5 protein-coding genes and 2 pseudogenes are annotated in these 16,010 nt (G+C 53.8%); 2 read left to right on the top strand and 5 right to left on the bottom strand.

From position 1 onward, the window contains the following. Positions 1-427 precede the first annotated feature (427 nt). Both ACWHWP_RS23980 and ACWHWP_RS23985 read left to right on the top strand, forming a co-directional pair. Positions 428-702, top strand: a pseudogene (locus ACWHWP_RS23980) (IS3 family transposase); the annotation flags it as partial. Positions 703-965: 263 nt separating this feature from the next. Then, complete coding sequence (locus ACWHWP_RS23985; RefSeq protein ID WP_086533279.1) at positions 966-1,733, top strand: AraC family transcriptional regulator; 768 nt, start codon at positions 966-968, stop codon at positions 1,731-1,733. Positions 1,734-1,925: 192 nt separating this feature from the next. Here the strand turns inward: ACWHWP_RS23985 and ACWHWP_RS23990 are convergent, their stop codons facing one another. The 5 genes and pseudogenes from ACWHWP_RS23990 to ACWHWP_RS24010 form a co-directional block, all read right to left on the bottom strand. Next, positions 1,926-2,555, bottom strand: coding sequence for a Type 1 glutamine amidotransferase-like domain-containing protein (locus ACWHWP_RS23990; protein WP_165764075.1), 630 nt, complete (start codon positions 2,553-2,555; stop codon positions 1,926-1,928). Positions 2,556-2,757: 202 nt separating this feature from the next. Beyond that, positions 2,758-13,419, bottom strand: coding sequence for an invasin domain 3-containing protein (locus ACWHWP_RS23995; RefSeq protein WP_447856775.1), 10,662 nt, complete (start codon positions 13,417-13,419; stop codon positions 2,758-2,760). Positions 13,420-14,289: 870 nt separating this feature from the next. Beyond that, positions 14,290-14,495: pseudogene (locus tag ACWHWP_RS24000) on the bottom strand (recombinase family protein); the annotation flags it as partial. Positions 14,496-14,777: 282 nt separating this feature from the next. Then, entirely contained in the window at positions 14,778-15,278 is a 501-nt protein-coding gene (locus ACWHWP_RS24005; RefSeq protein ID WP_086533283.1) for a DUF6622 family protein, read from the bottom strand. A gap of 57 nt (positions 15,279-15,335) precedes the next feature. Further along, positions 15,336-15,842: a helix-turn-helix domain-containing protein gene (locus tag ACWHWP_RS24010; protein WP_086533284.1), complete on the bottom strand. Its 507-nt coding sequence runs from the start codon at positions 15,840-15,842 to the stop codon at positions 15,336-15,338. Positions 15,843-16,010: the final 168 nt, after the last annotated feature.

Here is a 16,010-nt window from a genome sequence, read left to right on the forward strand (position 1 = left end):
CTCAATATTCGTAACCAGTAAGCGCATACCCTGAATCACTTAAAAGTGTAATTCTCAGGGTGCGAATGACTATATTTCGCTCAAAGCGGATCATTTCATCCCTATGCACTGCCATCGGCTTTCATCCGCTCATATTTAGCTTTCAAAAGCTCAGCTGGTGTCGGCTCCTTTGGCGATACTGGCGCCGCCAGCACCCGACAAGCAAGCGTGTTTGTCCGCTCAGTGCCAAAAAGCAGAAGTTTTTTAAGGCAGAGCGCTATTCAGAGCCACCATGAGAGTCACATTACTTATGTGATTTAATACATTCATCAATGTCCCCACGCTTATCAAGCGTTATATCTCACGCAAATTCTATAAGCTGCTGAGAAATAAAAATCGACAGATCAATAGTACCCAAAAATGTCTTGACTCTTAGAAAGGCGTCTAAGGAGATCAGTACACAAGCTATGAGTTTCAGTCGTTCCTGAAATCACACGGGTTGGAGGACAGTAAGAGCCGTCGTGCTAACTGTCACGACAATGCAGTTGCAGAAAGTTATTTCCGACTACTGAAGCGCGAACGGATAAAAAATATATACGGTTCGAGAGAAGAAGCCGGCAGCGATATTTTTGATTACATCAAATTTTTTATAAGAGTAAGCGTCGGTATGGTTCGAGTGATCAGTCACCTCCGAAGGAATATGAAAACCAATATTATCAATGAATAAAAAGTGTCTAGATTACCAGTGGCGATTAAGAATTCGTTGATGTGTCCCCATAAGAAGAACTAATGGGAAAGTTAATAAAACCATAGGTCAGCAACAGGATGTACATGGTTTCCTCAACTTGAGGAAACATTCAGTAATGATGTAAAAACTATAATAGCATACCGTTGAAAATACTGCCCGATGTACAAGAGACACTATTGTAAAAAAAATATTTTTTGAGTACTATAAATATAGTGAAAAAAATCGGAAACTAGACATTTTGGCTTGGCTTAACAACGATGAAGCATTTAATCCGGACACCTTTAATAGTGTTGTTGTAGGTATTCAGGCTCAGTTCAGCAATCATGACTCCGGTTTGCATTTGCATACTATGGGGCAAATCCTATTTACCCGTGAAGGTTGCGTAAAGCTCTCTATGAACAACGATTCCCTGCTGTGCCTACTCCCCCCAACGCGCGCGGCATGGATCCCTTCGGGCGTAAGCCATCGTGCTGAAATGAAAAACAGTGTCGCTTACCGTTCTGTTTGGTTTCAGAAACGTCACTTTCCCTCTCTCCCTCTCCTTCCTGCAATACTCAATGTATCACCCTTGTTGCGAGAACTACTCGAACGGATTTCCGAACAACCATGGGATACTTGCTGGAATACTATGCCAAATTACTATCTTGTAAGACTATGTGAGGCGGAAATTTGTGCGTCACCCCATGAGCCAATGATGCTTGCACTACCTAAAGATAGGCGACTGGCAGATCTTCCTCACACGGAGTTACCACCCACATTGCAGCAACTTGCATTAAAAACTGGAGCCAGTGAGAAAACCATAAGTCGAATTTTCCGTCGTGATACTGGCATGTCTTTCCTGCAGTGGCGTCAGCAGTGGCGCCTGATGAAAGCAGTAGAAATGCTCTCTGACGGGCAACGCATCACTGACACAGCACAGGCATTAGGATTCGCAAGTGATAGCGCATTCATTTATTTTTTTCGCACTATGACCGGAACAACTCCAAGGCAATATATCGAACAGTAATGTACATTTATCATACACCTGTGGAGAATATTAGTTTTATAGAACACTCCCTATACAAGTTTATATTTAATTATTTAACCCTGGATAATTTTAGAAACACTTTACCAATGTATGAATAAAGGTTTCAAAGATGCTTAAAATACACATCATTTCATTCACACACAAACTCAAGAATGCCTGAGTGGTAAAAAATCAAACTAAACCATGGACAATTAAAATCTGCTCATCAGTCAAAGTCTTATAGACAATATTTTCTTTATCATACATTATGATGATGTCTTGCATCAACTTTGCGAGACTCTTATTAACTGAATTATAATGTGGTACGATTTGGTAATCAACTAAGTTTAATCCACTCCAAACGATGTCTTTGTCATATCCAGCAGGTATTTCCTCAGGGTTATCAACAAGATTAAGACCAGTAAGTGAAGGTGACATTATGCACGCTCCAGCGCTAAAGCCACCATAAATAAAGTGATCTCCTTTAAGAATCTCAGGTAATAACACATCCATGCCTGAGTATTTAAAAGCACGGCGAAGATTGAAAGTGTTACCTCCAGCCGCCCAAAATATGCCGACCGTATCAAGATACATCTTTAATTGATTGGGTTTGCCAAAATAGTGTCTTAAATCTATTTCCTCCACCTCAAAACCTAAACATTCAAAATCCTTTGATGTCTTATTAAAATACTTTAATCTCCCCGCATCACCTAAAAAATCATTAGCGTTAAGACATATTGCAACTTTCCTTGAACCACTATGCAATAGCGCTAACGCATCAGCGTTATTCCCAAAGTACATTGATGTTAGAAATAGTTTCATATACCACCTTTTCAACTCAACCAAGAAACATGGAAGGCTATCCACCATGTATGTTTACGCTTTTATGCTTATATCACTTACATGGGGAGCAAGCCCCCCCCAAGAACATCATGGCATGTTAATTATCTCATCATCACCCTACCATTCTATGGCTAGCATATTTTATATACTAAAATTTAAATCAAAACAAAACTTACAATATTCATCCTGCTAAATCCTTCCGACAGACTACATAGAGTGAATCCCCCGTATACGCAGCATGATATACCCCAGTATCAGCATAAATAACCCAATAGTAAAAATATGGCCATGTACCGCCACCCACCGTACTTGACCAATATGCTTCAGGCTTAATATCTGATTTGGGATAATATCTGTCACTCCCCCATTCGCCCCACCAGGTTCCAACAGCACGAATATTACCCTTTGCTGAAACTAATTGATTTATAGTCGGCAATGTATACCCCGGTAGGCTATTACAGTGATTAACAGCCTCTGGATAAACTACACTTGATCCAGCGCTAAAATCAAACCAAGCACTCAGCCTAAATGTATAACTTACTGTTACATCGCCGTTTTTTAGTTTACCTGTTATAGTAACAGCGTCATTATTCCCTGTATCCGAAAAAGTTACTATGCCATTACTGACAGAAACCCATGATTGGTTGGATGTCCAATCATAGTCAGAGACATTGGTCGCATTAAGCTCAATTCTGAATTCCGCCCCTTTATAACCTGTTGAAGGAAATCCAGAATCAGGAGAAAACCGATAGTCACCAGCGAGAAGATCTTTTATAAACACGCGTTCCGTGATGGCGTACACGGCTGACTCTGTCGTACCACTCCAGTCCGCCAGCTTCAGCACCGCCTTCAGACCCGTGCCTGCAGTGGTGGCTGCGTATGTCGCCGTGTAGGTACCGTCTCCGTTGTCCTTCCAGCCACCGCTCTTCAGCGTCGCGTCCGGCACCGTCACCGCGTTACCGGTCAGCAGGGCTGACGCACCGGTCACAGCATTACCCAGCGCATCCTTCAGCGTTACCGTCACCATCATGTCTTCACCGGTAACATAGCTGTCTCTGTCCGTCACAATACCGGATTGCGACTGTGCCGGCTGGCCCGCCGTGATGGCGTACACGGCTGACTCTGTCGTACCACTCCAGTCCGCCAGCTTCAGCACCGCCTTCAGACCCGTGCCTGCAGTGGTGGCTGCGTATGTCGCCGTGTAGGTACCGTCTCCGTTGTCCTTCCAGCCACCGCTCTTCAGCGTCGCGTCCGGCACCGTCACCGCGTTACCGGTCAGCAGGGCTGACGCACCGGTCACAGCATTACCCAGCGCATCCTTCAGCGTTACCGTCACCATCATGTCTTCACCGGTAACATAGCTGTCTCTGTCCGTCACAATACCGGATTGCGACTGTGCCGGCTGGCCCGCCGTGATGGCGTACACGGCTGACTCTGTCGTACCACTCCAGTCCGCCAGCTTCAGCACCGCCTTCAGACCCGTGCCTGCAGTGGTGGCTGCGTATGTCGCCGTGTAGGTACCGTCTCCGTTGTCCTTCCAGCCACCGCTCTTCAGCGTCGCGTCCGGCACCGTCACCGCGTTACCGGTCAGCAGGGCTGACGCACCGGTCACAGCATTACCCAGCGCATCCTTCAGCGTTACCGTCACCATCATGTCTTCACCGGTAACATAGCTGTCTCTGTCCGTCACAATACCGGATTGCGACTGTGCCGGCTGGCCCGCCGTGATGGCGTACACGGCTGACTCTGTCGTACCACTCCAGTCCGCCAGCTTCAGCACCGCCTTCAGACCCGTGCCTGCAGTGGTGGCTGCGTATGTCGCCGTGTAGGTACCGTCTCCGTTGTCCTTCCAGCCACCGCTCTTCAGCGTCGCGTCCGGCACCGTCACCGCGTTACCGGTCAGCAGGGCTGACGCACCGGTCACAGCATTACCCAGCGCATCCTTCAGCGTTACCGTCACCATCATGTCTTCACCGGTAACATAGCTGTCTCTGTCCGTCACAATACCGGATTGCGACTGTGCCGGCTGGCCCGCCGTGATGGCGTACACGGCTGACTCTGTCGTACCACTCCAGTCCGCCAGCTTCAGCACCGCCTTCAGACCCGTGCCTGCAGTGGTGGCTGCGTATGTCGCCGTGTAGGTACCGTCTCCGTTGTCCTTCCAGCCACCGCTCTTCAGCGTCGCGTCCGGCACCGTCACCGCGTTACCGGTCAGCAGGGCTGACGCACCGGTCACAGCATTACCCAGCGCATCCTTCAGCGTTACCGTCACCATCATGTCTTCACCGGTAACATAGCTGTCTCTGTCCGTCACAATACCGGATTGCGACTGTGCCGGCTGGCCCGCCGTGATGGCGTACACGGCTGACTCTGTCGTACCACTCCAGTCCGCCAGCTTCAGCACCGCCTTCAGACCCGTGCCTGCAGTGGTGGCTGCGTATGTCGCCGTGTAGGTACCGTCTCCGTTGTCCTTCCAGCCACCGCTCTTCAGCGTCGCGTCCGGCACCGTCACCGCGTTACCGGTCAGCAGGGCTGACGCACCGGTCACAGCATTACCCAGCGCATCCTTCAGCGTTACCGTCACCATCATGTCTTCACCGGTAACATAGCTGTCTCTGTCCGTCACAATACCGGATTGCGACTGTGCCGGCTGGCCCGCCGTGATGGCGTACACGGCTGACTCTGTCGTACCACTCCAGTCCGCCAGCTTCAGCACCGCCTTCAGACCCGTGCCTGCAGTGGTGGCTGCGTATGTCGCCGTGTAGGTACCGTCTCCGTTGTCCTTCCAGCCACCGCTCTTCAGCGTCGCGTCCGGCACCGTCACCGCGTTACCGGTCAGCAGGGCTGACGCACCGGTCACAGCATTACCCAGCGCATCCTTCAGCGTTACCGTCACCATCATGTCTTCACCGGTAACATAGCTGTCTCTGTCCGTCACAATACCGGATTGCGACTGTGCCGGCTGGCCCGCCGTGATGGCGTACACGGCTGACTCTGTCGTACCACTCCAGTCCGCCAGCTTCAGCACCGCCTTCAGACCCGTGCCTGCAGTGGTGGCTGCGTATGTCGCCGTGTAGGTACCGTCTCCGTTGTCCTTCCAGCCACCGCTCTTCAGCGTCGCGTCCGGCACCGTCACCGCGTTACCGGTCAGCAGGGCTGACGCACCGGTCACAGCATTACCCAGCGCATCCTTCAGCGTTACCGTCACCATCATGTCTTCACCGGTAACATAGCTGTCTCTGTCCGTCACAATACCGGATTGCGACTGTGCCGGCTGGCCCGCCGTGATGGCGTACACGGCTGACTCTGTCGTACCACTCCAGTCCGCCAGCTTCAGCACCGCCTTCAGACCCGTGCCTGCAGTGGTGGCTGCGTATGTCGCCGTGTAGGTACCGTCTCCGTTGTCCTTCCAGCCACCGCTCTTCAGCGTCGCGTCCGGCACCGTCACCGCGTTACCGGTCAGCAGGGCTGACGCACCGGTCACAGCATTACCCAGCGCATCCTTCAGCGTTACCGTCACCATCATGTCTTCACCGGTAACATAGCTGTCTCTGTCCGTCACAATACCGGATTGCGACTGTGCCGGCTGGCCCGCCGTGATGGCGTACACGGCTGACTCTGTCGTACCACTCCAGTCCGCCAGCTTCAGCACCGCCTTCAGACCCGTGCCTGCAGTGGTGGCTGCGTATGTCGCCGTGTAGGTACCGTCTCCGTTGTCCTTCCAGCCACCGCTCTTCAGCGTCGCGTCCGGCACCGTCACCGCGTTACCGGTCAGCAGGGCTGACGCACCGGTCACAGCATTACCCAGCGCATCCTTCAGCGTTACCGTCACCATCATGTCTTCACCGGTAACATAGCTGTCTCTGTCCGTCACAATACCGGATTGCGACTGTGCCGGCTGGCCCGCCGTGATGGCGTACACGGCTGACTCTGTCGTACCACTCCAGTCCGCCAGCTTCAGCACCGCCTTCAGACCCGTGCCTGCAGTGGTGGCTGCGTATGTCGCCGTGTAGGTACCGTCTCCGTTGTCCTTCCAGCCACCGCTCTTCAGCGTCGCGTCCGGCACCGTCACCGCGTTACCGGTCAGCAGGGCTGACGCACCGGTCACAGCATTACCCAGCGCATCCTTCAGCGTTACCGTCACCATCATGTCTTCACCGGTAACATAGCTGTCTCTGTCCGTCACAATACCGGATTGCGACTGTGCCGGCTGGCCCGCCGTGATGGCGTACACGGCTGACTCTGTCGTACCACTCCAGTCCGCCAGCTTCAGCACCGCCTTCAGACCCGTGCCTGCAGTGGTGGCTGCGTATGTCGCCGTGTAGGTACCGTCTCCGTTGTCCTTCCAGCCACCGCTCTTCAGCGTCGCGTCCGGCACCGTCACCGCGTTACCGGTCAGCAGGGCTGACGCACCGGTCACAGCATTACCCAGCGCATCCTTCAGCGTTACCGTCACCATCATGTCTTCACCGGTAACATAGCTGTCTCTGTCCGTCACAATACCGGATTGCGACTGTGCCGGCTGGCCCGCCGTGATGGCGTACACGGCTGACTCTGTCGTACCACTCCAGTCCGCCAGCTTCAGCACCGCCTTCAGACCCGTGCCTGCAGTGGTGGCTGCGTATGTCGCCGTGTAGGTACCGTCTCCGTTGTCCTTCCAGCCACCGCTCTTCAGCGTCGCGTCCGGCACCGTCACCGCGTTACCGGTCAGCAGGGCTGACGCACCGGTCACAGCATTACCCAGCGCATCCTTCAGCGTTACCGTCACCATCATGTCTTCACCGGTAACATAGCTGTCTCTGTCCGTCACAATACCGGATTGCGACTGTGCCGGCTGGCCCGCCGTGATGGCGTACACGGCTGACTCTGTCGTACCACTCCAGTCCGCCAGCTTCAGCACCGCCTTCAGACCCGTGCCTGCAGTGGTGGCTGCGTATGTCGCCGTGTAGGTACCGTCTCCGTTGTCCTTCCAGCCACCGCTCTTCAGCGTCGCGTCCGGCACCGTCACCGCGTTACCGGTCAGCAGGGCTGACGCACCGGTCACAGCATTACCCAGCGCATCCTTCAGCGTTACCGTCACCATCATGTCTTCACCGGTAACATAGCTGTCTCTGTCCGTCACAATACCGGATTGCGACTGTGCCGGCTGGCCCGCCGTGATGGCGTACACGGCTGACTCTGTCGTACCACTCCAGTCCGCCAGCTTCAGCACCGCCTTCAGACCCGTGCCTGCAGTGGTGGCTGCGTATGTCGCCGTGTAGGTACCGTCTCCGTTGTCCTTCCAGCCACCGCTCTTCAGCGTCGCGTCCGGCACCGTCACCGCGTTACCGGTCAGCAGGGCTGACGCACCGGTCACAGCATTACCCAGCGCATCCTTCAGCGTTACCGTCACCATCATGTCTTCACCGGTAACATAGCTGTCTCTGTCCGTCACAATACCGGATTGCGACTGTGCCGGCTGGCCCGCCGTGATGGCGTACACGGCTGACTCTGTCGTACCACTCCAGTCCGCCAGCTTCAGCACCGCCTTCAGACCCGTGCCTGCAGTGGTGGCTGCGTATGTCGCCGTGTAGGTACCGTCTCCGTTGTCCTTCCAGCCACCGCTCTTCAGCGTCGCGTCCGGCACCGTCACCGCGTTACCGGTCAGCAGGGCTGACGCACCGGTCACAGCATTACCCAGCGCATCCTTCAGCGTTACCGTCACCATCATGTCTTCACCGGTAACATAGCTGTCTCTGTCCGTCACAATACCGGATTGCGACTGTGCCGGCTGGCCCGCCGTGATGGCGTACACGGCTGACTCTGTCGTACCACTCCAGTCCGCCAGCTTCAGCACCGCCTTCAGACCCGTGCCTGCAGTGGTGGCTGCGTATGTCGCCGTGTAGGTACCGTCTCCGTTGTCCTTCCAGCCACCGCTCTTCAGCGTCGCGTCCGGCACCGTCACCGCGTTACCGGTCAGCAGGGCTGACGCACCGGTCACAGCATTACCCAGCGCATCCTTCAGCGTTACCGTCACCATCATGTCTTCACCGGTAACATAGCTGTCTCTGTCCGTCACAATACCGGATTGCGACTGTGCCGGCTGGCCCGCCGTGATGGCGTACACGGCTGACTCTGTCGTACCACTCCAGTCCGCCAGCTTCAGCACCGCCTTCAGACCCGTGCCTGCAGTGGTGGCTGCGTATGTCGCCGTGTAGGTACCGTCTCCGTTGTCCTTCCAGCCACCGCTCTTCAGCGTCGCGTCCGGCACCGTCACCGCGTTACCGGTCAGCAGGGCTGACGCACCGGTCACAGCATTACCCAGCGCATCCTTCAGCGTTACCGTCACCATCATGTCTTCACCGGTAACATAGCTGTCTCTGTCCGTCACAATACCGGATTGCGACTGTGCCGGCTGGCCCGCCGTGATGGCGTACACGGCTGACTCTGTCGTACCACTCCAGTCCGCCAGCTTCAGCACCGCCTTCAGACCCGTGCCTGCAGTGGTGGCTGCGTATGTCGCCGTGTAGGTACCGTCTCCGTTGTCCTTCCAGCCACCGCTCTTCAGCGTCGCGTCCGGCACCGTCACCGCGTTACCGGTCAGCAGGGCTGACGCACCGGTCACAGCATTACCCAGCGCATCCTTCAGCGTTACCGTCACCATCATGTCTTCACCGGTAACATAGCTGTCTCTGTCCGTCACAATACCGGATTGCGACTGTGCCGGCTGGCCCGCCGTGATGGCGTACACGGCTGACTCTGTCGTACCACTCCAGTCCGCCAGCTTCAGCACCGCCTTCAGACCCGTGCCTGCAGTGGTGGCTGCGTATGTCGCCGTGTAGGTACCGTCTCCGTTGTCCTTCCAGCCACCGCTCTTCAGCGTCGCGTCCGGCACCGTCACCGCGTTACCGGTCAGCAGGGCTGACGCACCGGTCACAGCATTACCCAGCGCATCCTTCAGCGTTACCGTCACCATCATGTCTTCACCGGTAACATAGCTGTCTCTGTCCGTCACAATACCGGATTGCGACTGTGCCGGCTGGCCCGCCGTGATGGCGTACACGGCTGACTCTGTCGTACCACTCCAGTCCGCCAGCTTCAGCACCGCCTTCAGACCCGTGCCTGCAGTGGTGGCTGCGTATGTCGCCGTGTAGGTACCGTCTCCGTTGTCCTTCCAGCCACCGCTCTTCAGCGTCGCGTCCGGCACCGTCACCGCGTTACCGGTCAGCAGGGCTGACGCACCGGTCACAGCATTACCCAGCGCATCCTTCAGCGTTACCGTCACCATCATGTCTTCACCGGTAACATAGCTGTCTCTGTCCGTCACAATACCGGATTGCGACTGTGCCGGCTGGCCCGCCGTGATGGCGTACACGGCTGACTCTGTCGTACCACTCCAGTCCGCCAGCTTCAGCACCGCCTTCAGACCCGTGCCTGCAGTGGTGGCTGCGTATGTCGCCGTGTAGGTACCGTCTCCGTTGTCCTTCCAGCCACCGCTCTTCAGCGTCGCGTCCGGCACCGTCACCGCGTTACCGGTCAGCAGGGCTGACGCACCGGTCACAGCATTACCCAGCGCATCCTTCAGCGTTACCGTCACCATCATGTCTTCACCGGTAACATAGCTGTCTCTGTCCGTCACAATACCGGATTGCGACTGTGCCGGCTGGCCCGCCGTGATGGCGTACACGGCTGACTCTGTCGTACCACTCCAGTCCGCCAGCTTCAGCACCGCCTTCAGACCCGTGCCTGCAGTGGTGGCTGCGTATGTCGCCGTGTAGGTACCGTCTCCGTTGTCCTTCCAGCCACCGCTCTTCAGCGTCGCGTCCGGCACCGTCACCGCGTTACCGGTCAGCAGGGCTGACGCACCGGTCACAGCATTACCCAGCGCATCCTTCAGCGTTACCGTCACCATCATGTCTTCACCGGTAACATAGCTGTCTCTGTCCGTCACAATACCGGATTGCGACTGTGCCGGCTGGCCCGCCGTGATGGCGTACACGGCTGACTCTGTCGTACCACTCCAGTCCGCCAGCTTCAGCACCGCCTTCAGACCCGTGCCTGCAGTGGTGGCTGCGTATGTCGCCGTGTAGGTACCGTCTCCGTTGTCCTTCCAGCCACCGCTCTTCAGCGTCGCGTCCGGCACCGTCACCGCGTTACCGGTCAGCAGGGCTGACGCACCGGTCACAGCATTACCCAGCGCATCCTTCAGCGTTACCGTCACCATCATGTCTTCACCGGTAACATAGCTGTCTCTGTCCGTCACAATACCGGATTGCGACTGTGCCGGCTGGCCCGCCGTGATGGCGTACACGGCTGACTCTGTCGTACCACTCCAGTCCGCCAGCTTCAGCACCGCCTTCAGACCCGTGCCTGCAGTGGTGGCTGCGTATGTCGCCGTGTAGGTACCGTCTCCGTTGTCCTTCCAGCCACCGCTCTTCAGCGTCGCGTCCGGCACCGTCACCGCGTTACCGGTCAGCAGGGCTGACGCACCGGTCACAGCATTACCCAGCGCATCCTTCAGCGTTACCGTCACCATCATGTCTTCACCGGTAACATAGCTGTCTCTGTCCGTCACAATACCGGATTGCGACTGTGCCGGCTGGCCCGCCGTGATGGCGTACACGGCTGACTCTGTCGTACCACTCCAGTCCGCCAGCTTCAGCACCGCCTTCAGACCCGTGCCTGCAGTGGTGGCTGCGTATGTCGCCGTGTAGGTACCGTCTCCGTTGTCCTTCCAGCCACCGCTCTTCAGCGTCGCGTCCGGCACCGTCACCGCGTTACCGGTCAGCAGGGCTGACGCACCGGTCACAGCATTACCCAGCGCATCCTTCAGCGTTACCGTCACCATCATGTCTTCACCGGTAACATAGCTGTCTCTGTCCGTCACAATACCGGAGTCCATATACGAGGGATTCGAAGTTAAAGTTACTGTGGTACTCAAACTACCCATTGCGGTACCATTGTATTCTGGTACCACCGTGTATTTATCCGCTACGACTCCCTTCATATTTGCTGTATACATCCCTTTTATACCACTCTCCATTATAGCGCTTTCTGTAATAACCCCGCTGGCTGGTGTCTGACCGCTGCTGTCCTTCACCACAAACGTCAGACTGCCCTTCAGGTTCGTCAGAGGATTGCCCTGCGCGTCCTTCGCAACCAGAGTCAGCGCGGAGGTGGCCGTATTGTCAGCGACAATGGTCTCCGGAGTCGCCGTGAATACCGATTGCCCTGCATCCGGCGCGGTACTGTTGATGGTCACCTCAGCCGGAGATAATGTGATACCACTCAACGACGGCGTCAGGGTTACCATCTCCACATCCATGCCCGCCGTCACTGTAACGGTGTAGACCCCGGCAGATTTTCGAGTCAGCGCCGATACCGCGGCGCTTTGCGGTACGCTGGTTTTCAGACTGATGTCCTTCACATCAATGTCCACCGGCTGGTTATTTTCATCCCGCAGCGTCAGGGTCAGCACCTGCGTGCTCTTCCCGTCCGCCGGGAGCACGCTGCTTACAGGCGTGAAGGTCGAGGTCTGTTTGTTCACCTCAGGCGCCTGCACCGTCACCTGAGTGTCACTCCTGTCAGAGCGGTTGCCCTTCGTGTCAACCGCCACACCGCTGACGGTGTACGTGTTTACACCCTGCGCCGATGACTGGTACGCCGGGAGCACCACCGCGTAATCTGCGCCGTTCTGTGTGATTTTACCACCGGCTGCACTCAGAGCCTGTGCATCCCAGTCGATGCGGGACAACCCGTAAGTGCTGGTCACCGACACCCCCAGGGATTTCTGTTCACCGGGGTGCCCCATCACCAGTTCTGCTGTGTGCAACCGGATAACTTCTTTCTTACGGTACTCCAGTACGATGTTGTTGTTGCGCTCCACCAGGTCATACCGGCTGCCGGTGAGACTACGAATGGCAGCCACCGCTGTCGGGTCCAGCTGGGTACGCCACGGCACTCCCGGCTGGTAGTTCATCCCTATCGTTAGCCTGGCGTCGCTTTTGCCTGACTGGCCCTGACGCTGCTCCGCCCCCAGGGTAATCAGCGGCACCGGGGTATAGTTAATCCCGGCCGTGATGGCATGCGGGTTCCTCTGGCGGCTGTCCACCCCGAACAGGGCGACTTCTTTGCCATAGTACTGCTCATACGTAAGCTTGCCGCCCAGCTGCGGCAGCGACGGTACCCAGGCTTGCGCCCGGACATCCCAGCCGTTCGCTGGCTGCTCCTGATAATCCGCCAGGTCCGGAGAGTCTTTCCATCCCGTCAGACGCATGTAACTGTTGATACTCAACCTCAGGAAGTCCCGCCAGTATTCCACCCCAACTCCCATACGCGCGTGATCCCGGGACAGGTCGTAGTCCCCGAACATGTTCCCCCCCAGCATGTATGTGGGGGTGAAGTGGCGCCACCCGGCGCCGAGATTAGCCTGGGACCTGCTGTCGGTGCGGTGCAGGCTACCCTGGGAGAAAACCATCTCATTGTCCTGGTCATACAGGGGCATCAGCAGGTCGAACTGCGAGTTCTTCAGGGAGAAGTTTTTGTCCGCGTCCAGCTGCACGCGGGCAGTACCGAAGTGACTCAGCCACTGCTGAAGGGCTCCGCCCGCCTCGCCGGTGGTTATACCCCGGGCCATGGAAACTGTCGCATCACTTTTCGCGCTGCCAGCCAGGAAGCTCCCAGCCTGTGAGGCATACCCGGCAACTTTCTGCGCCTGCTCATCGCCTTCTTCTGCAGAGGTGGACCTTTCGGGGAGGGCATCTGTCGTGGTTTTAGTATCCTCTGCCTTCATCAGCGGTATGTCCACATTATCCCCAGGCTGCGGGCTATTCTGGCTACGCGCGAAGATGTGGAACTTTTCCATTGTTAGATTATTTTTTTTGGTCGCTGAGTAAGAGGTTTCCCCGACTCCCGGGGTTTGTTCCTGCATACGCAGAGTTAAGGGCGATGCTTGCAGAAAATGTTGCTCAGCCCCAGCCATTAATGGTGTAAAAGCCACAACAAGCGGGAAAGCTACCTGTATGACAATATTTATCCAGACAAGTGATCGCAGCGCAGGAGAAAACATCTTCCGTCGGGAAAAAAAACATGAATTTTGTTTTGTTGTCATTTTTTGTACTTCCTTGTATCGGAGTGTTTATTCAAGACAAAATTAGTTAAATCGCTGTGAGTTTTTCATAAGGTAAACATACATGCCTCCCTTCGGCTTTACAAGAAAAAGTAAGCAAGGAGTTTTGATAGGGGAGGGATTAAAAGATAATCGACATTGATAGTTAGCCTCAATTATAAAACTTAACACTCTTTAGAAAAAACCATATAATTCAAAGCAGAACATTAAATCTAAAAATACACGCATCATTAAAAGAATGATATTTTATATGTGTTTATTAAGGATACACATTGCGGGTTGACATTCATTATTTTAATTTTGTTTAGGCTCTATTTATTTTCAGTATCTGCATCATTCAGAATGAGTAAAACACAGTATTATAAATACCATATAATTTAGCAACGTTATTTCAAGATCTGGAATAATGCTTCAGGATGTTTCAAAAAACATCAAAGTAATACATTGTTTAACGGAAATAAATTTTCAGGTAACTTCGATGGTATGCATTGAATAGATATTTATATGCTGTACTATTCTGATATCAGTATTCAGTATGCTCGCTTGTAATTGTGGTTAAAACATATTCTAATTTATTAGCTGCAAGATGTGCCAGTAGAGGAAAGTTTGCCTGCTGCTGAGTGTTACGCCCTGCTGAATCAGGGCAAACACGATATCCTGCAGCTCCTTAACGCTGAGGGCGAGACAAGCCACGCGGGTCGTATCTCCGGAGCACAGGAATCCAGTAACAGCTCTAACTCGCACCTTCCAGTACGGCCGCTGCACCTGGTTTTTTCTGCTCAGATGGTTTCACAGCTTATATCGCGAAGGATTTGCGTCTGCGGGGTTAGAGCCTGAACTCAGGTTGAAACGCGGTGGTAGCCGTATAGTACCTTAATGATTGATACTGTCTAGTTGGACTTTTGATGATACAAACCTGGCGCCGGGACGAGACAATAAGAAACAAGTGAGATAGAAAAACAGTCTCATTTGGTTGCCTACTTTGGGTCAACTCTAACCGGATGTCCATCGCTTACCGCAGAAGAAAATTTCTGTTTCACCAGGCTAATTGATCGCGGGTAGGTGCGATTTCGATTACAGGCAGTTACGGTTAATCATCTTTTGTTGTACCAAGGTATGAAGAGTCTCAGGGCCCCCCCCCAGAATACACCATCAACAAGCCCCGTCACACCGCCAAACAACATACAAAAACTTGCGGATGACTCTAATCCAGGCTGCAGATAAATAGCTGAGGTAAGGATAAACTTCATGCAAAAAGTAATCACAATCAGTCCCAGGGTCAGCGGTGTCCCGGCTCTGATAATCATGCCCGGATTATCAGAATCTCTCAGCGGTGGCTGTGAGCGCCACAATCTGTATCCAAGAGCGGTTCCTGCGAGCAGTCCTGCAGCCATCATTATAAGACTTACGCCAGCCAGTTCTGTCTCGGTGATAGCACCATATGCTCCCCAGACAAGAAAAATCACCGGGAGAAAAAACAGCCGACCGGTTGTCATCTCCCGATCATAAAGAGCAGCAAAACCGCGGCGCAATAAAAATGCCAACAGGATCCATACCCAGACGGGTGTTTCTCTTAAAAAGAGTGCTATATCCATAATTTTCCTCATTTACGAAAGTGAATCTTTTTTAATACAAATTGAATCGAAACATTATCACCTTTCAGTGGCTTTATTATCCAGTTTTTTATTTCCTGACCGAAGAATTTTCTGCAACCTGCGTTGTTGCCATAAGGCAATTTTTCCACGAATGATAAACACTCTTATTGCCCTGAATGTAACAAGGCTCCCCCATATAACAACCACCATAACGGACCAGTAACTTTTCGGAGTAAAAAGATAGTTAATTATCACTAATACTGTGCATACCAGAACTGCAGTAACAAGAATCCTGTAAAACGAGGTTTCTTGTGCTACCTGAATTTTGGCTTCACTGATACGTTCATCAAGAGCATTGCTGGCTACGTAAGTCTCTTCCGAGAGTTCAGAAACATTAACACCAAAGGCAGAGGCAAGTGCGCTGAGTGTTTCCAGACTCGGCTTCTGACCTTTTTCGGTACGCTGCACGGTCCTTACAGAAAGAGAGGTGACTTCAGCCAGTTGTTCCTGCGACCAAGCTTTTTGCAGGCGATACGTTTTCACCTTTTCACCGACAGTCGTCATTGTTATCGTCCTCTTCAATGCCTGTGTAAATATTCGCATATTAGCCCGGCGTCGTATACGACACAATCACGACAACAATGCGACACACCAGTGATATCAGGTCATAACCCTGTATATGAGGAGCATGTTTAAGAGTCTTAAGATAAATTTACAACTGACGTTGGCAAT

This window comes from Enterobacter sp. WI-ESBL-E8 (assembly GCF_053364895.1).

Excerpts from the sequence above, each read along its gene's own strand:
- ACWHWP_RS23990 (WP_165764075.1), bottom strand. The coding sequence starts at position 2,555 with ATGAAACTATTTCTAACATCAATGTACTTTGGGAATAACGCTGATGCG.
- ACWHWP_RS24005 (WP_086533283.1), bottom strand. The coding sequence starts at position 15,278 with ATGGATATAGCACTCTTTTTAAGAGAAACACCCGTCTGGGTATGGATC.
- ACWHWP_RS24010 (WP_086533284.1), bottom strand. The coding sequence starts at position 15,842 with ATGACGACTGTCGGTGAAAAGGTGAAAACGTATCGCCTGCAAAAAGCT.
- ACWHWP_RS23995 (WP_447856775.1), bottom strand. The coding sequence starts at position 13,419 with ATGGAAAAGTTCCACATCTTCGCGCGTAGCCAGAATAGCCCGCAGCCT.